The organism is Kurthia sibirica (assembly GCF_003143975.1).
In the GTDB taxonomy this organism is placed as follows: domain Bacteria; phylum Bacillota; class Bacilli; order Bacillales_A; family Planococcaceae; genus Kurthia; species Kurthia sibirica.
On record NZ_QFVR01000014.1, the window covers coordinates 64,839 to 84,700 of the forward strand.

15 protein-coding genes are annotated in these 19,862 nt (G+C 36.5%); 7 read left to right on the forward strand and 8 right to left on the reverse strand.

Features of this window, described 5'->3' with window-relative positions:
- Positions 1-96 precede the first annotated feature (96 nt).
- Complete coding sequence (locus DEX24_RS11060) at positions 97-1,305, forward strand: MFS transporter (protein WP_109306488.1); 1,209 nt, start codon at positions 97-99, stop codon at positions 1,303-1,305.
- 233 nt (positions 1,306-1,538) lie between these two features.
- On the opposite strand, the gene DEX24_RS11065 is transcribed toward DEX24_RS11060, so the two are convergent.
- Positions 1,539-2,132, reverse strand: a complete 594-nt coding sequence (locus DEX24_RS11065) for a phosphatase PAP2 family protein (protein ID WP_109306489.1) — start codon at positions 2,130-2,132, stop codon at positions 1,539-1,541.
- A 200-nt stretch (positions 2,133-2,332) separates the two neighbouring features.
- Here DEX24_RS11065 and solA point away from each other — a divergent pair, with 200 nt between their 5' ends.
- Positions 2,333-3,460, forward strand: coding sequence for an N-methyl-L-tryptophan oxidase (gene solA, locus DEX24_RS11070; protein WP_109306490.1), 1,128 nt, complete (start codon positions 2,333-2,335; stop codon positions 3,458-3,460).
- Positions 3,461-3,505: 45 nt separating this feature from the next.
- Here the strand turns inward: solA and DEX24_RS11075 are convergent, their stop codons facing one another.
- From DEX24_RS11075 to DEX24_RS11105, 7 genes are all read right to left on the reverse strand, one after another.
- Positions 3,506-4,489, reverse strand: a complete 984-nt coding sequence (locus DEX24_RS11075) for a siderophore ABC transporter substrate-binding protein (RefSeq protein ID WP_109306491.1) — start codon at positions 4,487-4,489, stop codon at positions 3,506-3,508.
- A gap of 17 nt (positions 4,490-4,506) precedes the next feature.
- Positions 4,507-5,271, reverse strand: coding sequence for an iron ABC transporter ATP-binding protein (locus DEX24_RS11080; RefSeq protein WP_109306492.1), 765 nt, complete (start codon positions 5,269-5,271; stop codon positions 4,507-4,509).
- Positions 5,268-6,221, reverse strand: a complete 954-nt coding sequence (locus DEX24_RS11085; protein ID WP_109306493.1) for an iron chelate uptake ABC transporter family permease subunit — start codon at positions 6,219-6,221, stop codon at positions 5,268-5,270. Before DEX24_RS11085 ends, DEX24_RS11080 begins: the two co-directional genes overlap by 4 nt.
- Complete coding sequence (locus tag DEX24_RS11090; protein WP_109306494.1) at positions 6,208-7,164, reverse strand: ABC transporter permease; 957 nt, start codon at positions 7,162-7,164, stop codon at positions 6,208-6,210. Before DEX24_RS11090 ends, DEX24_RS11085 begins: the two co-directional genes overlap by 14 nt.
- Positions 7,165-8,305: 1,141 nt before the next feature.
- Positions 8,306-9,793: a peptide MFS transporter gene (locus tag DEX24_RS11095; RefSeq protein ID WP_109306495.1), complete on the reverse strand. Its 1,488-nt coding sequence runs from the start codon at positions 9,791-9,793 to the stop codon at positions 8,306-8,308.
- 321 nt (positions 9,794-10,114) lie between these two features.
- Entirely contained in the window at positions 10,115-11,386 is a 1,272-nt protein-coding gene (gene hflX, locus DEX24_RS11100) for a GTPase HflX (protein WP_109306496.1), read from the reverse strand.
- 256 nt (positions 11,387-11,642) lie between these two features.
- Complete coding sequence (locus DEX24_RS11105) at positions 11,643-12,335, reverse strand: VOC family protein (RefSeq protein WP_109306497.1); 693 nt, start codon at positions 12,333-12,335, stop codon at positions 11,643-11,645.
- 606 nt (positions 12,336-12,941) lie between these two features.
- Here DEX24_RS11105 and nhaC point away from each other — a divergent pair.
- The 5 genes from nhaC (at position 12,942) to DEX24_RS11130 (ending at position 19,711) form a co-directional block, all read left to right on the forward strand.
- A complete protein-coding gene (gene nhaC, locus DEX24_RS11110; RefSeq protein WP_109306498.1) occupies positions 12,942-14,336 on the forward strand; it encodes a Na+/H+ antiporter NhaC in 1,395 nt (464 codons plus the stop codon).
- Positions 14,337-14,416: 80 nt separating this feature from the next.
- Positions 14,417-15,577 carry a class I SAM-dependent methyltransferase gene (locus DEX24_RS11115; RefSeq protein WP_109306499.1) on the forward strand — a complete coding sequence of 387 codons (1,161 nt, stop codon included), beginning with the start codon at positions 14,417-14,419 and terminating at the stop codon, positions 15,575-15,577.
- Positions 15,578-15,856: 279 nt separating this feature from the next.
- Positions 15,857-16,729 carry an iron uptake system protein EfeO gene (gene efeO, locus DEX24_RS11120; protein ID WP_109306500.1) on the forward strand — a complete coding sequence of 291 codons (873 nt, stop codon included), beginning with the start codon at positions 15,857-15,859 and terminating at the stop codon, positions 16,727-16,729.
- A gap of 5 nt (positions 16,730-16,734) precedes the next feature.
- Positions 16,735-18,003 (forward strand): iron uptake transporter deferrochelatase/peroxidase subunit, encoded by a 1,269-nt coding sequence (efeB, locus tag DEX24_RS11125; protein ID WP_109306501.1) that lies wholly within the window; start codon positions 16,735-16,737, stop codon positions 18,001-18,003.
- Entirely contained in the window at positions 17,978-19,711 is a 1,734-nt protein-coding gene (locus tag DEX24_RS11130; RefSeq protein WP_109306502.1) for an FTR1 family iron permease, read from the forward strand. The genes efeB and DEX24_RS11130 overlap by 26 nt, the downstream gene beginning before the upstream one ends.
- The last annotated feature ends 151 nt before the right edge of the window (positions 19,712-19,862 follow it).

Genomic DNA, 19,862 nt, shown 5'->3' on the forward strand with positions numbered 1-19,862 from the left:
GATTTGGAATCAATTCGATAAATAGTATAAATTGTTATTATTAATTATACCTATCTATACTAATGTTACATACATTAATGATAGGAGCATTCATACATGGCCACTATAAAAAGCGGTACAAAAGCATTTCATTTTACAACATTAGCACTCTTTGCTGGTGCTTTTAGTACATATGCCAACCTCTATATGACGCAACCTGTTTTACCGATGATTGCTAAAACATTTCATGTGTCACCAGCTACCGCCTCTTTATCTTTGTCTTTAACGACACTTGCGCTTGCTATATGCATGTTACTCGTTAGTTCGTTGTCTGAAGCGTGGGGACGAAAAAATATAATGACATTTTCAATGGTAGCTGTTGCACTATTAACGATTGCTATTGCCTTTGCCCCAAGCTTTGGTGTTCTCCTGACCTTACGTGTCATTCAAGGCGCTTTATTTGCGGGTTTGCCTGCAATCGCTATGGCATATTTAGGTGAGGAAATTGAACCAACAAGCTTGGGTATTGCAATGGGTTTATATATTAGCGGCAATTCGATTGGTGGGTTAGCTGGGCGTGTCATAATGGGTTCAGTCAGCGATGTTTTCAACTGGCATATAGCGATGCTTGTCATCGGCATTATTAGTTTGATTGTCTCTATTGCTTTTTATTATTTACTCCCTATTTCTCAAAATTTTGTAAAACAAAAACTCGCATTACGTCCTTTACTTCATTCAATGGGGCAACATTTAAAAGATCCTGCTCTTCTATTATTATTTGGTGTTGGTTTTATATTAATGGGTTCCTTCGTAACGCTTTATAATTATGTCAGTTTCTTACTCATTGAACCCCCTTTTAATTTGAGTCAAACACTTGTTGGCAGTATTTTCATCGTCTATTTAGTCGGTACATTTAGTGCAACTTGGATGGGTAAACTTGGCGATCGTCATGGTAAATTCACTATGTTGTTCATTGCCATGCTATTAATGATTGGTGGTGCAATGCTAACATTATTCGCCTATATCCCCATTATATTATTGGGCATCGCATTATTTACTTTTGGTTTTTTCGGAGGGCATGCAATCGCTAGTAGCCTTGTTAGTAATCGAGCGACACATGATAAGGCACAAGCTGCGTCATTATATTTATTTTTTTATTATGTTGGTTCTAGCATCGGTGGAACAATTGGTGGCTACTTTTTCATGCATAATGGTTGGTTTGGTGTCATTGCGATGATTATAATCTTATTGTCAATAGGCGTTCTCTTAAATTTCATATTGCGCTCCGTCATGAAAAAAGAATTTCGTGTAAATAGGTTCAACTAATGGATCCCTCTCAAAATTAGTATTAGTAAAGATAAAATACACCGGTTATCTCCACTAAAAATGGGCGCCCCTATTCTTTCACAGAAAACTTTTTTATTCACTTCACATATAAAAAAGCGAGCTATGCTTCTTAAAAAGAAACATAACTCGCTCAAAATGATTGATTCTATCATTTACTTACAACAATAATTAACAAGATCTTTTCTCTGTGAAAACCTATACAGTTCTTGAAATCATAGTTTTTTAAAAGCTCTTTTTCGTGCTTCATACCAAATAACTGCAATAGCAAAAACCGTAAAACCAAGCGACCAACCACCTATAACATCTGATAAATAGTGGCGTGTTCCCGCTATACGCGATAAGCCAATACATAGTGTCAGTACTGCCGCAATAGTGAATGCTATTGCTTTTTGTGTAGTTGAGCGGAACTCCGTTAGTAAGTAAGCAAGTGTTAGTAAATAGAGGATACCTGTCATAGCATGTCCTGATGGAAAACTATAACTTGTCAACTGATTCGTCAACTCGGGACGCGGTCGTTCAACAATTTTTTTAATAATCGTATTAAGCATATTCCCACCAGCGATTGTTAGTAAAGCGAAGATCATGGCTCTAAAATTCTGTGCTTTAAACCACAAAACGAGCAACAATATAATGGCTACAATGACGACAAATAAAGGCTCACCGATAATATGAAATGGTTCTAAAAAACGATTACCTTCAAATGTATCTTGACCCCATTGGTCCACTTTTTGAACCCAATGACTATTTAAATTGACCGCAAAAACTAAAAATATAATAAGTGTAATGACACCCGCAGTTAGTAACATATAGACACTTCCTTTTTTCTTGTATTTCTATTTAACCACTTTTTGTCTTCAAACGCACTGTTTACATAAAACTTCTCATTCTAATGAAGAATATCACGTAAAATAACCGATTGCTTATTTCCGATCAAACTAATTATTTTAATATTCCGATATATACAAAAGTCAAAATTGTATATACTAAGGAAAAAAGGAGTGAGCGCATGCATTTTGATACAATTATTATTGGCGGTGGTTCAATGGGGATGTCTGCTGGTTATTTTTCTGCAAAAAACGGTAAGCAGACATTAATAATCGATCGTTATGAACCGCCACATCACTACGGTAGTCATCATGGTAATACGCGTATTATTCGCTATGCTTATGGCGAAGGGCTCGACTATGTTCCGCTTGCATTACGGGCCAAAGAGTTGTGGCAAGAAGCGGAGATGCTTACACAACGTCGGCTAATTTCAGCCGTTGGCGTTCTTAATATTGGCTGTCAAGATGATATCTTTATGAAAAACATTATCCAATCAGCCAAGGACTTTAATCTCCCTTTAGTCGTGATGACAAAAGAAGAAATTGAAAAAAAATGGCCGACCATCCACTTACAACAGCAGCAAATTGGCTGCTACGAGCCATCAGCTGGCTATTTACATGTTGAAGACTGTATCGCTGCCTACAAAGACCTAGCGCAACTTGAAGGCGCATATTTCAGTTTTAACAACACGGTACTAAAAATAGAACAGCAACCACAGCATATTGTTGTCCATACGACAAAAGGTCATTTTACTGCAGACCATATTATCGTGACGGTTGGTGCGTGGGCGCATCATTTTTTGCAAGAAGCTACTATCCAACTACCGCTAACACCGCTTCGTAAAACATTCGCTTGGTTTGAAGCAAGTGAGCATTTTTCAGAAGAAAAATTCCCATGTTTTAGCTTTATAGAGCAAAATGCTACTTATTATGGCTTTCCCAATATCGATGGTACTGGCCTTAAAATAGGTCGCCATGATGGTGGACAACCAATGGATCCACGTGGAAAAAGGCATGACTTTGGCTCCTATATAGAAGATGAGGGCGATTTAGTTCATTTTCTTAAACGTTATATGCCCTCAGTGAGTAAGCTAATAGACGGACAAGCTTGTATGTATTCCATGACACCAGATGAAGATTTCATCATCGACTATGCACCTACAAGTAAACGTATTATAATCGCTGCAGGTTTCAGCGGACATGGTTTTAAATTTGCTAGTGCGATTGGCGAATTATTAAGTCAACTCGCAAATGATGAAAAAAGTCCATTTTTATCACCACGCTTTGCGATTAATCGTTTTATTACATGACAAAAGCTTCGATACTTTTCCAAGTATCGAAGCTTTTTATCGACTTTATTTAAGTGCTTTTGCAGCATCATCAACCATTGAGGTTACTGATTCTAAACCGCCACCTGCAAGATACCAAGTTTCTGCATTTAAATAAACAATTTTATCATTTTTATATGCATTTGTTTTTTTGATTAAGTCATTTTCTAATGTCTTTTTAACAGATGATTTTTCGCCGATAGCTGAATCACGATCAACGACGAAAATAACATCTGGATTTTTATCTAAGACATATTCAGATGTAACTGTCTGACCATGTGTAGACACTTCAATTTTTTCATCTGCTTGTTGGAAACCAAAAACATCATGTAAAATACCAAAACGTGAACCTGCGCCATAAGCGCTTAAACTACCTTGCGAGGCAAGAACAATTAATGCTTTGTCATTTTGAGCTGTAACTTTTTTGTGCAAATCATCAATCTTCGTTTGAATCTCTGCTAATTTTGTTGTCGCTTCATCTTCTTTACTGAAGATTTTACCAGCCAATTCAGTATTTGCAGTGAATGAAGCCATATATTTACTCGTATCTATACCAACGTATACTGTTGGAGCAATTTTATTGAACTCTTCAAATGATGATGCTTGACGACCAGAGATGAAAATAACATCTGGTTGTAGCGCATCGATTGCTTCAAAGTCTGGCTCTTTTAAACCGCCAACATTTTTGTAATCTGCAGATTTATATGCTTCTAAATAGCTTGGAATTGAATCCTGTGGAACACCTACTACATTTTTAGAAAGACCGAGTGCATCAAGTGTATCTAAGAATCCCATATCAAAAACGACTACTTTTTTAGCATTTTTAGGTACTTTTACTGTTTTATTCACTTCTGTTTTCGTACCATCTTTTGCTTCTACGCCAAAGTTATTTTCCACTTCGATTGTCTCAACTTTTGAATCTGTACCTGATTTTTCTTTTGACGATGTACCGCATGCTGCTAAAGCTAATACAACTACCATTAGTAGTGCTGCAAATGACCATTTTTTCATATTAAATTAATTCCCTTCTATTTTGAGTCGAAGTATACGCAAATACGACAGTCATTGATTTCTTGAATCGGAATGTTCATATCATATATATCCTTCAAAGATTCTGTATTTATAATGTCATTCGTTGGACCATCCTTCACGACGCGCCCATCTTTTAAAGCTACAATGCGATCCGAATAGACAGAGGCAAAGTTTATATCATGTAATACAATCACAACAGTCTTGCCTAAATCATCGACAAGACGGCGTAGTATACGCATAATTTGTACAGAGTGTTTCATATCTAAATTATTTAAAGGTTCATCTAACAGTACATACTCTGTATCCTGCGCAATAACCATAGCGATGAAAGCACGCTGACGTTGACCACCCGACAATTCATCGAGGAATGAATCTTGCATTTCTACTAAATTCATATAATCGAGTGCTTGGTCGACCATTTTCTCATCTTCGGAAGTTAAACGTCCTTTTGAATATGGAAACCTTCCAAATGATACGAGCTCGCGAATTGTCAGTCGTACATTCATGAAGTTAGATTGTTTTAAAATCGATACACGTTTTGCAAATTCATTGGATTTAAATGCCTTAACATCTGAAGAATCCAATAATACTTCACCAGAGTCAGCATTCATCAATCGGCTAACCATCGACAGTAAAGTTGATTTACCAGCACCATTCGGCCCGATGAAGGACGTGATTTTTCCCGGATGAATAGTGACATTTACCGTATCGACAACCTTCTTTTTGCCGAACACTTTCGTAAGCTCTTTAACTGCTATCATGATGATCGACTCTCCTTTAATAATAAATAGATAAAGTAAATGCCACCGATGAAATTAATGATGACACTAAGTGTAGTAGAAAATGAAAATACACGTTCAATCACCCACTGACCACCGATTAACGCGATAAGACTAAATAATATGGCGCCAGTAATGGTAACAGAATGTTTATACGTATTGAAAAATTGATAGGACAGATTTGCAACGATTAAACCAAAGAAGGTAATCGGTCCGACTAAAGCGGTTGAAGTCGCAATCAAAATTGCTGATAACACAAGCATCGTTCTCACAACACCATCGTAATTCACACCAAGATTGCGTGCATTATCACGCCCTAATGTCAGAACATCTAGCTCTTTTAACTTCGTCCAACCAATTGCAATCGTTCCGACAACGATGAGTAGCGCTATCCATACAAGATCGCTATTGACGTTATTAAAGCTTGCAAACATTTTATCTTGCACATTCATGAACTCATTTGGATCGATTAACACTTGTAAGAAAGTTGTTAAACTGCCGAGGAATGTTCCCACGATGATTCCGACGAGTAGTAGGAAATAAATGGGTTGGCCGTCTCCTTTAAACATAAAGTGATAGAGGAGCAAAGCAAAAACAACCATCGCGATTAATGAGATGAAAAAATTGAGCATTTGACTCAAAATGAGTACACTCATCGAACCAAAGATGAATATAATCGCTGTTTGTACTAGCATATAGAGAGAATCGAGCCCCATAATACTCGGCGTTAAAATGCGATTATGCGAGATAGTTTGGAATGTTACCGTCGCATAAGCAATTGCTACACCTGTCAATGCCATAGCCAATACTTTAATAAGGCGGCGTGGCAAGGCATAGTGGTAGCTACCATTTAAGTCTTGAAAAACATATAAAACGGTTAATACTGCGATGAGTAGTAACATGATTATTATTTTTACTTTATTGCTTCGCATATGCTCTCCCCCTTATCAATAACACTAGGAAGATCGCACTGCCTAAAACTCCAACCATTAAGCTAATCGATATTTCATATGGATAGATGATCAATCTACCGAGGATATCACAGAACAGTAAGAATACTGCACCAAGCATAGCTGTGTGAGGCAATGTCTTTTGAAGATTATCACCTTTGAATATTGAAATAATATTTGGAATGATTAATCCCACAAACGGTATGACACCAACCGTTAATACTACCGTTACAGAAATAAGCGCGACGAGTATTAAACCGAAGTTAACAATTCGTTTGTATCCAATTCCAAGATTCTTCGCAAAATCCTCTCCCATGCCCGCAACCGTAAAGCGATTGGCATAGAAATACGAAATTATAAGTATCGGAACACTTATGTAAAGCAGTTCATAACGACCTTTCAAAATTGTGGAGAAGTCCCCTTGCATCCATGTTGAGAGATTTTGAATAATATCTGCTTTATACGCAAAAAATGTAGTAATCGAATTTAAAATATTCCCAAACATCATCCCGATTAAAGGAATAAAGATGGCATCTTTAAATTTAATACGATTTAAAATTTGCATAAATAATAGCGTGCCGGCTAACGCAAAGATAAATGCGACAATCATTCGCTCAAGCATGGTAGCATTAACAAAAATCATCATAGACACTAAAATACCGAGCTTCGTAGCATCCAATGTCCCTGCAGTAGTTGGTGACACGAACTTATTGCGGCTTAAACTTTGCATGATTAAACCGGCAATAGCCATTCCCATACCTGCTAATACAATCGCTACTAATCTAGGTACTCGACTAATTAAGAAAATTTGCGTTTCCTCTGAATTAAAATCGAGAAGGTCTACTGGTGAAATACGAGTCACTCCTACAAAAAGTGAAAGAAGTGATAACAATATAAGCGCTATAAAAAGATATCTTTTCTTCATTGCAATCCCCGATGTCGTTAATATTTGAATTCTTCAAACCTTAAATGAGAATGGCTATCAGTAATTCACAACCTAATTATAGCATGATGACCACCTAATTCAATGGCAAATGATTATCATTATCATTTATGATACGAAATCACTAGTTAATTTTCCTTTTACAATCCGTTCTTTAAATCGACTTTAAACCCTGTAAATAAAGGATTTCATTCTATGTTTTTGTATAAATTTCACTTTATTCATATTTTAAAAATAAAGTTATATTGTCACATATCAGACAAAAATGGTGAAGTGTTACATTTTTCCTCATCATAATTGAGAACAAGAAAAAAATTAATGGATAATTGCCGACGAAGGATATCTACTTATTTTAGAGAATCGACACAAGAAAATAACTAAGTAGATCTGTCATGATCATTCTGACATCTGATTAAATACGATACAATCGCTACTTGAACATACCGCAAATAACTACCAAGAATAGAAGACGAACAAAAATCGTCATACTCCATAGTAAGTATGGCCACTATCATTTAGTTATCTCGACCATTATTTTTAGGTTCTACGTCAACTATTTGGGTAGCATGATTTAGATTTTTCAATTCACTTCACTTTTTCTATTTGTTCGTTTCGGACGAATCGCTTTCCACAAGAACAGCTATAACGTTGTCTTTTATAATAGAGAATCGTTACACGTTCAAAGCACTTGAGCTACTTTTTTTGAGTCCGATCATCGTGTATGTTAGTTGTTTATGTAACCAGAATGGACAAATAGGCATTTTCTTAGGTAGTGCTCTATACATTGTAAAGACATCATTTATTTCTCCAGCTTTGTGATGCGTGCATCTTTCCATCCGATGCATGCCCTATTAACATTCATGGCACACAACGCACCTTTCATTCTTTTTTCTCAGCGATTCAAGTATAAATGACTCGGTGGCGTTGTACTTTTTTGCGTTATATACCACAAGCTCGTATCTCCTACGGAATTAGTTGAAGCGAGGCCCGCGAAAAGCGTCGAGCAGAAATCGTATTGTTTGAAAATCCCAACCAATAGTATAGAAACTATTGTTAGTGTGAAATCAAAAAAGCGAGTCATTGATTTCTCAATGACTCGCTTGTGATTTATGCTTATACACTTTTATTTAATCGTACCCATTTTACGTGAAATCCATGGGCTACATAGGAACATAATAATACATAAAACAAGAGCTGCTCCACCTAAATAACTGAAGTATTGCACTTCAGAAACTTTATCAAATACTTTTGCTAACTGCGCATTTATTGCTTGAGCTGCTGTATTAGATAGGAACCAGAGCGACATCGTTTGTGCTGCAAATGCTTCTGGTGCTAGCTTAGTCGTTGCCGACAAACCAACTGGAGAAACCAATAATTCACCTATAACAACTAGGAAGAATGAGGCAACTAACCACCAAGGACTTACGAGTGTTTTACCATCTGATAATATTGCTGGGATAATCATTATTGCGAATGATAAACCGGCGAATAATAAACCGTATGAAAATTTTTGAGCTGTTGAAGGTTGGCGTTTGCCAAGTTTCACCCAAAGATAGGCAAATAATGGTGCTAATAAAATAATGAAAAGTGGGTTCAATGATTGGAACCAAGATGGTTCAATATGAAAACTGCCGACAGATAAATCTGTACGACTATCTGCATAGCGTGCAAGAATTGTTGACCCTTGTTCTTCGATAGACCAGAACATTACAGCTGCAATGAATAATGGAATATATGCTAACAGATGTGATTTTTCTTCTTTTTTTGTTTTCTTAGATGTAAACATCCAGATGAAGACAGCAATTGGTGCTAATAATCCGATTACCGTAAAGAAGTTTACTGCATTATTGATTGTTACATAACCGAAGTACGCAAGAATCGCTAAAATGATAGCAAAAATAATTAAACTAATAATACCCGATTTAATAATTTTAACTTTTTCATTTTCATTTAATGGATTTGTCGGTTCAACACCAACATCACCAAGATTTTTCTTTTCTGTCACTTTGAATATAATTAAACCGAAAGCCATACCTACAGCAGCAATACCAAAACCTGCATGGTAGTTATAATGTGAAGATACTGCACCAATTAATAATGGTGCCGCAAATGAACCAAGGTTGATACCCATTACAAAGATACTGAATCCTGAATCTCGACGTTCATCATCCTTCGAATAAATATCACCAACAATTGAAGATATATTTGGTTTTAATAAACCTGTACCTAAAATAATGAGTACCATCGAGCCTAATAACATACCAATGCCACCTGGTAAGGCTAAGACAATATGACCAAGCATGATCAATACGCCACCCCAGAAAACAGTACGTCTTGTACCTAGAATACGGTCAGAAACCCATCCACCGATAATTCCTGACATATAAACTAATGATCCATAGATAGACATAATAGAAGTAGCAGTTGTTTTATCAATACCTAAACCGCCATTTGCTACTGTGTCGTACATGAAATAAATTAAAATTGCGCGCATACCGTAGTATGAGAAACGTTCCCAAAATTCTGTGAAGAATAATGTAAATAAGCCCTTAGGGTGACCGAAAAATCCCTTTTGTGGGACTGTTTTGACTAGCTCTTCTTTAGACGCCATGTGAATTCCTACTTTCAATTTCTTAAATAGTCAAAAAACTTACTATATTATGTCTTTTAAAAAAAGAATATGTCCATTATATACACACAAATTTACCATGTCAAAATTTAGAAAATACAAATTTTTCTGATTATTTGACACAATTATTCACCTATAAAACAAGGTTTACTCTGGTATATAAGGTATTTAGAAAAAATATTAAAGTCCTGTATTTCAGTATGAAATTGCCATTTCTTGAAACACTGTCCTGTCTATACATACACTTAAAGAAAAAATAAAGAAGCATGCTATAATATACCCCGTTATAACATGCTTCTAACACTAGTTTTTATTGATAAATTGCTGTAATTTAGCCTTGTCCTCGCTGCGTATTTCTACGCGCAATGCTGTACCCTCTTCTTCGTATTTTGTTGTTAACACATTTGCATGTTCGTTTAAATTCGAGACAATATCGCCTCTATCATAGGGCACAATAATATCAATCGTTTCATAATCATCAAATATTTCTTTGCGTATTAACTCGAGAAGTAAATCTAAACCTACACCCTCTTTTGCCGAGATCCACACTTTATTTTTAGCGACTGCTGGATAAACTACTTCTACAGCATCTGCTTTATTATAGACATAGATTGTCGGTATATCGACAACGCCGACTGCTTTTAATGTTTCATTTGTTACTTCGACCATAAAAGCATTTTCATCATTCGAAACATCTACTACATGTAATAGGAGGTCCGCTTCACGTGCTTCCTCTAATGTAGATCGAAAAGCTTTTACTAAATGATGGGGTAATTTACTGACAAAACCAACTGTATCTGTCAATAAAAATTGTTTCTTATCTGGCAATTCAATTTGTCTTACCGCCGTTTCAAGTGTGGCAAACAACATATCCTTCTCAAATACTTGCTTGCTATCTTCGCCCTTCGTCATCAGCAATAATTGATTCATAATTGTCGACTTCCCTGCATTCGTATAACCAACTAAAGAAACTACAGGCACGCGATTTTTACGGCGTTGTTTACGCTGCGTATCGCGTTGTTCTTTCACCACTTGTAAATCACGTTTGATTTTTGATATTTGTATTTCAATTTTACGACGATCCAATTCAAGCTGTGTCTCACCAGAACCACGGTTTGAAAATCCACCACCGGTTGCGCCACCTTGTCTTGACAATGAATTATTCATACCAACTAGTCTTGGTAGCATATATTGTAGCTGTGCAATTTTAACTTGCATCTGCGCTTCATTTGTTTTTGCACGCTTCGCAAATATATCAAGGATCAGCATCGTACGATCAATTACTTTACAGTCCAATTCTTCTTCTAAGTTACGAATTTGAGCTGGTGACAATTCAACATCAAAAATGACTATATTAGCATCCATCGCTTCATATAAACTACGAATCTCTTTTATTTTACCTGTACCGACATAATGTGATGATGTAACACGTGCGAGATTTTGAGTAATGACACCGACTACTTCAACTCCCATCGCTTCCGCTAAATTCCCTAGTTCTTCTATTGAATAGTCAAAATGCGGATCTTTATTGACATTAACACCAACCAATATTGCTTTTTCTAATAATTCATCCAAACTAATTCCTCCTCATTTTTCAATTATGGGCGAAGGAGCACCTATCATTTTTTTCAAAGAAAAAAGGACAGAGTAAACATGCGTTTACTCTCTCCTCTATACTTAATTTTGACTTTCAAAAGAAGGACGTAATTCGCCATAATATGATGTATTTAATTGCATTGTTCATCATTTCTGTCATTACGTAATTTATCCATCTCGAAAGCCTCCCGTCCGTAAAAGTTAAGTTCATACTATCATATAGACTAGCTATTCATCAAGCTTTCACGATGTCGACAAAGGTCAATCGCTCTTTGTCATCTGTCGATTCAACAAATTCAAACAACGTATTGCTCAACTTTAATACATTACCCTTTGTTGGCAAGGATAAGAGACGCGACCATTGCGTCAATTTTTTTTCGACATCATGCACATGGAAAATACACCGTTTAATTGTTAGCGATTCATTTTCTGGTGTTAAAGCCCCTTCGCTACGTAATCGTTCAAAGCGTTCTTCTGCTGCTTGTTGCCATTCAATGAAAAATGGGTACGGTAAACTATTATCTGTTTTTTGATTAATGAAGAGCATTTTCCAACGAATAACTTCACCACTCGTTGTCATGCGCTCTGATGGTAACACACCACTCGTTTTATACCCCATTTTAATAAAATAACGATTCATTTTGTCTAAATTATCCGAACGTAAACAAAGTGATGAAAACCCTTCATGATCCTCAAGATCAAAGAGTAATTGTTTAATCAATGGATGCGATGTTTCTTGTGCACGCGAAGCATCTTCTATTGAAAGCCATTCAATATAGCTCGATTTTGTATACAGTAATGCATTATGCGTACCCCATTTTAAATGTTGCCCACCAACTACTGGGTGGATACCTTCAATTATTTCTTCTTGTGCAATAGTAGACGGACTTTTCTTTGTAAAATATACAACGTGATCTAATTCAAACATCAATGCCACCCCTTATTTGTAAAAAGAACCGTAGCTCCGATTGGATACTGCGGGCTATTATAAATTTATACCCTATTTTTCGCGTTGTAACATCTCTTGTGCTTCAGCATATTCTTTATTGATCTCTTCATTTGATTGATACGTCATTAAGTGTGCTACATGACACACTTAATTAGGTTTATATGTATTTAATTGGTAATGCCATGTTAACATAAGTTAACTAACTTGTAATCCATTTAGATTGACGAGACCAATCAGCAATTTAACTCGTTTAACTAAACAATTTAGACATTTTTCTTGACTATCTTTTGAATTCTGCTAAAATGAATTTATCGCTTCAATGCGTTGAAGTGCAAAAGTGAATACAAACTACATCTGATAAATGACCGAGTAGTAAAATGCCCTCGCAGCATATAGAAACTAGACATATGATGAAAATCTAGGCAGGTATTTTATGAATTACACCATTTGCAGTTCAGATATTTTTACAAGTGATTAGATCGACTCGTCTAATAATGAGGGTGGTACCGCGGAGCACATGCTTCGTCCCTTTGATGTTAGAGCGGGATTTTTTTATGTTTACTTACATTTATTGGAGGTTTTAATATGTTTAGAATTCAAGCAAAAGCGATGCCTTCTTTTATAGAAGCATTGCTACTCATCTGCGTAATCGTCATTACGATGAGCGTCAGTATTTCCATTTTCAAATCATCACCTCATATACCAATCATTATTAGTATCATTCTTTTACTACTATTTGGCTTAGTAAAAAAGATTAGCTATAAAGATTTAGAAAATGGACTTGTGGAAGGTTCCAAAGCAGGACTGGGCGCCATCTTCATCTTCTTCTTCATCGGTATTCTTATCAGTGCACTCCTAATGGGTGGCACGATTCCAACATTGATTTATGTAGGATTTTCTACCATTTCACCGCATTTCTTTTTTGCGATTGTTTTCTTAATTTCCTGTATTGTAGGTGTAGCTGTTGGTAGTTCTCTAACGACTACAGCGACAGTTGGCGTAGCCTTTATCGGTATGGCAAGTGCTATGGATATCTCACTAGCTATTACTGCTGGTGCCATTGTTTCTGGCGCATTTTTTGGTGATAAGATGTCACCATTATCCGATACGACAAATTTATCTTCTTCCATTGTAGGCGTTGATTTATTTGAGCATATTAAGAATATGGCTTGGACGACCATTCCAGCCTTCATCCTATCCTTTATTCTCTTTGCTATCTTGTCACCAAGTAAATCAGTGGATAATACGCAAAAAATCGATGCGTTCCAGCAAGCATTATTAGCTACTGGGCTCATCCATTGGTATGCTTTTATTCCATTAATATTATTAGTCATGATGGCCATAAAAAAAATCCCCGCGATTCCGACTTTGGCAATTAGCTCTGCTGTGGCCATCATTTTGGCCTTTTTCATGCATAGCTACACAATTACAAATGTATTTGCTATTTTATATGATGGTTATAAATCAACAACAGGTTTTGCAGATATCGATCAATTACTATCGCGTGGTGGTTTGACAAGTATGTTCTCGACAATTGGACTTGTTTTCCTTGCTTTAGCAATGGGCGGGCTATTATTTACAACGGGTGTCATTCAAGCAATCTTATTGAAAATTGAACATCTTTTCCGTAGTCAAGGTTCTGCAATTACTGGCGCAGCCTCAACCGCCATTGGTGTCAATATTTTAATCGGCGAGCAATATTTATCGATATTATTGACGAGTGAAGCATTCCAAGATCAATTCAAAAAAGTAGGCTTACATCCAAAAAACCTCGCACGAGTGGTTGAAGATGCTGGTACCGTCGTCAACCCACTCGTACCGTGGAGTGTTTGTGGTATTTTCATCACCTCGGTATTAGGCGTTTCTACATTGGACTATCTACCATTTGCTTTCTTCTGTTTGCTATCACCAATTCTGACAATTGTATTCGCTTGGACAGGAAAAACATTAACGCAGTTACCTTCTACTAAAAAAGCCTAAACAGTTCCATACTCCTTCTATATTAAAATGTGATAAACTACCGTTAGTTTAAAACGTTATGTATAGAAGGAGTTTTTTTTATGGAATACAATGAAATGTTGCAAGAAATTACACAGCGCTTAGTCGATGGTGAACTCGTTTCGATAACGATTAGCCAACCACGCTTAAAATCAAATGATATGAAACGTGTAAAGCTTAAACCACTTGAACTAAAAGGTGTTTATCATATTCAGTTGGAATATCAATATGAACGAATTTTAAAACATGAAAACTTGACGCTCGATGAAATCGGTATTAAATTGGCACAACTATTTGAAGATTTTCGCCAAATGCAAGGTGATTTCAAAAACGAACATATACAAGTTCAACTTTCAAAAAAAAATAAAGTGCTATTCAAAACGACAAAAAATGCTACCGTTAAAGAAGTTAATTTAGCTCATAATCGTAAAAAACACTATTTATTGGATCCTGATATCGCTCATCCCTTTCTCATACGACTAGGTGTTCAAAGTCCCGATGGTAAGGTGAAAAAACAAAAATACGATAAGTTCAAACAGATTAATCGTTTTATCGAATTTATCGATGATTCATTAGCATATTTACCAAAAGATCGTACCATACGCATTTTGGATTTTGGTTCGGGTAAATCCTATTTAACTTTTGCCCTTTACTACTATTTAAAAGAGATGAAAAACTTGGATATTCGTGTGACTGGCCTCGACCTAAAAAAAGAAGTCATCGAACATTGTGCACAAATCGCCAACGACCTTGGTTATGACTCGCTTGAATTCTTAGTAGGCGATATTAACGATTATAATGATGAATCCGCTGTTGATATGGTTGTCACTTTACACGCTTGTGACGTCGCTACAGATATGGCATTAGCACGTGCTGTAAAATGGAATGCACAAGTTATCTTAAGCGTGCCCTGTTGTCAACACGAACTCAATCGCCAACTTGATGCATCACCACTAGATATTATGCTCCAACATGGTCTTGTAAAAGAACGTTTTGCTGCACTAGCAACGGATGCTATTCGTGCAGAACTTTTACAATTAGTCGGTTACGACGCCCAGCTGCTTGAATTTATTGATATGGAAAATACGCCAAAAAACATCTTGATCCGTGCCTATAAAACCGGTGCTAAAGCTAGCGTAGAACAATATGCACGCTATACTGCATTTACTCAGTTTCTAGGTGCTACACCATTTTTAGAAAACGAACTAAAAGATTTCTTATAAGATAAGATACGGTAGTTGTATTGGTCGATAAATCGGCCGATCTAACTACCGTATCTTATTTGTCATGCCATCCTATCTTTTTCATAATTTCTTCTATTTATCTACTAAAAATCATGTTACACTTCACTAGAAATTATATAGAGTAAATCGTCGATTTATTTCCATTTTTTTACTCAATATTGTTTAAAATCCTTCTATTTTGGAAATATAGGTTGACTTTTAATTGATAATGATTATCATTGTTATTAACAACTAACCCTATGAGAGAGAAGGATTACCATGAAGTCAAAATCTATTTTAGCCACTATTTTATTAGCAGGAACTATACTTACAGCAGCTTGTGGCAACTCGGATGACACGAAAAAAGAAGAGACAACACCAAAAACAGCTGTAGAAAACAAGAAATCAGACAAGGCACTTGATAAAGAGGTTGCCGCATACAAAGCATTTGCAATCGACCAACTCGATAAATTCACAGTATCTACAGAAGACTTTGTCAAAGCTGTCAAAGCTGGAGATATTGAAAAAGCCAAAGACATTTACCCTACAGCTCGTATGTATTTTGAGCGCTCTGAACCGATTGCTGAAAGCTTTGGCGATTTAGATCCACGCATTGATGCACGTTTAGCTGATATCAAAGATGCTGGTCAAGGCGCAGAAGACTGGTCTGGTTACCATAAAATCGAATACGGTCTATGGGTAGATCAAACAACGAAGGGTTATGAAAAAATAGCCGATCAATTATTAGCTGATACCAAAGAATTACGTGCTCGCGTTGAGACAGTGGAAGTTACACCAAAATTAATGGTAAATGGTGCTGTCGATTTACTGAATGAAGTATCTACTTCTAAAATTAGCGGTGAAGAAGAAATCTATTCTCATACTGACTTATATGACTTCAAAGCAAATATTGAAGGCGCAGAAAAAATCTTTACTATTTTACAACCATCTATTAAAAAAACAGACGCTGCTCTTGCAACAAAATTAACAGATAAATTTAAAAATGTGAATGATTTACTCGCTAAATATGAAACAAAAGATGGCGGCTACGTATCGTATAAAAAATTAACAAAAGATGATACAAACGCTTTATCTAATGCTGTTGACCAGCTTGGAGAACCATTAGCTCAAATGGGAATTATCTTGGAGTGAGTTATATGACAAAATCAAAAAAAGACGGCGTATTACATAAAAAAATTTCGCGCCGTCAACTATTGAAAATGACAGGAATTGGCGCCGCTGGCTTAGCTATCGGTGCTACTGGCATAGGTGGAATTTTATCGACAATCGGTAAAGATTGGATTGCGGAGGATGAGGCACCTCCTGCTAAAAATAGCGTCAATTTTTACGGCGACCATCAAGCAGGAATCTCTACACCTAGTCAAACACACATCTACTTTGTCGCATTAGATGTTGTCGTTAAGACAAAAAGTGAGTTGCAACAATTATTTAAAGATTGGACACCTCTCGCTACAAAAATGATGCGCGGTGAAATCATTGGAACAGCCTCTACTGATATGATTCCACCAAAAGATACCGGTGAAGCGCTGGGATTAGATGCTCAAAACCTTAGCCTAACGTTTGGTGTTGGCGAATCTTTGTTCAAAAAAATAAATCTCGGCGACAAAAAACCAACACAGTTGAAAAAACTACCCCATTTCCCGAAAGACCAATTAGTAGAAGCCTATTCGAATGGTGATATTTGTATTCAAGCTTGTGCAGATGACCCCCAAGTAGCATTTCACGCCATTCGTAATCTCGTGCGTGCTGCAAGTGGACGCGTTACATTAAAGTGGTCTCAAGCTGGTTTTAACGCCATCGCTAAAAAGGATGGGCATAGCCAAACGCCACGCAATCTTTTTGCTTTTAAAGATGGCACTGAAAATCCACGTGCTAAAGAAGATTTAAATAAGGTTGTTTGGGTTCAACATGGTGAATCGAAGCCTTGGATGACAGGTGGAACTTATTTAATTGCGCGACGTATCCAAATGCATTTAGAAACTTGGGATCGTACAGCACTTGATGAACAGGAAGCTACTTTTGGGCGTCATCGCAATTCTGGCGCACCGTTAGGAAAAGATGGCGAATATGATGCCATGGAAATTGAACGTAAAGATGAAGATGGTCATTTAATTGTTCCCAACACATCCCATGTATTTTTAGCTAAATCTGTGAAAGCTCGTTTATTGCGCCGTTCCTACTCCTATGTTTCTGGCGTAGTAGACTCGACAGGCACACATGATGCTGGATTGTTATTTATATCGTTCCAAAAAGACCCGCAACAATTTATAGATATTCAAAATAGTTTAGGCAGACTCGATAAAATGAATGAATATATTACGCATCGAGGCAGCGCAATGTTTGCTTGCTTCCCTGGCGTTCGCAAAGGGAGTTATATCGGTGAAACACTTTTTAGCACGCTGTAGTTCACTTTTATTCATCACCATGTTACTTACGATGACCATTGTTCGTCCAGCATTTGCTGAACCGGCAAATAATTATAGCCATCTGTATATTTCAATAAGTGATGCGATTATGAACTCCAAAAATGGACAAGATGACAAAGCAATAAAAGCATTAGAAGATTTCAAAAAAGATTGGGAAAAATCCAATCGTAAAGATTCTAAAGAAGCTACCGCTTTAAATAATGATTTACAAATAGCGATGGATGCTTCTTCCGACGAGGAACGCCTCCATGCTTTGTCGGCACTTTCTAAATCTTTATTGGCGTTAGAAAAACAAGAAAATCCAGTAGATGAACATGCAGAACGTAAAGCTTTTCTGCTAACGATGGAGCCAGCGCTAGATAAACTTGAAACAGCAATTCAATCAAAAAATATGCACAAAGCATTAGAGGCGTACAAAAACTTCAATCGCTTCTGGAAAATAAACGAAAAACCTATTCGTGCGATTGATATGGGCGCCTATGGGGAAATTGAAGTCCAAATGTCATTTTTACGCATGGAGTTAGCAAATGACCGACCAAATGCCGATGCACTTCAACAGACATTTGATACATTAAAACAAGCGATTGTTGATTTCTCTAATGACAAAGAAGTTGGTGCAGTAAAAGAAGGCTATTCACTGCAAACAATTATTGATTTAATCGACGATGCAGTAGAGCATATTGATGATAAAAAATATGCTGCTGCTTCGGCAAATATTAAAGAATTTATCGTCATTTGGCCAAATATCGAAAGTGACATCAGTACGAAAAATCCTTCTCTTTATTCTAAAATTGAAGGTGAAATGCCTGTTATTGCCAGTGAGCTAATGAAAGATTCTGTAAAAGCAGATGATTTAAAAAAGCAATTAACTGACTTTAAACAACAAATCCAACTCGTACAAGGAGATCAAAATTATACGATGTGGGATGCTGCACTAATTTTGCTACGTGAAGGTTTAGAAGCCTTACTCATTATCTTGGCACTTGTTGCATTTTTAAAAAAATCACAGCAACAACATATGACAAAATGGATTTATTTTGGTGCTGCTGCAGGAATTGGGCTGAGTGCTATTGCCGCCATTTTAATGTCGACATTATTCAATTCTAATACCGTATCTTCTAGTCGTGAAATGATCGAAGGCTATGTTGGTCTAGCTGCTGCTGCCATGATGATTGGCGTTGGCGTATGGATGCATAACAAATCAAATATTAAATCTTGGAACGCTTATATCAATAAACAAATGAATCGAGCATTATCAACACAGTCCGTACTCGCCATGGCTGCCATAAGCTTCTTGTCCGTCTTTAGAGAAGGTGCTGAAACACTTATTTTCTATGCGGGAATTGCCCCTAAAATGGCGACAAGTCAATTTGCTTTAGGCATCGTGATAGCAATTGTCATACTAGCAATTATTGCATTCTTATTATTAAAAATTAGTAATCGCATACCGATTCATCGCTTCTTTGCTGTTGCAACTGTATTAATTTATGTGTTGGCCTTTAAAATTATTGGCGTGAGTATCCACACACTTCAATTAACAGACCGACTACCTACTTCTATTATTAGCGGTTTACCCGTATGGCCTCAAATTGGTTTTTATCCTACTTGGGAAACAATCATCGGGCAAATTATTTTAGTGGTCCTTGTAGTAGGTACGATTATTTTCAAACGAAAAAATGAAAAATAAGATTAAAAAAGAGCTATCCACAAAGGAGGGCACTGAAAAACTTACGTTTTTTATGACGAGTTGATTTTTTAGATAAAAATAAGGCACTTTCTGTTCGATTTGAACAGAAAGTGCCTTATTTCATTGTCTATTTCTTACTCTTTTTCATTTA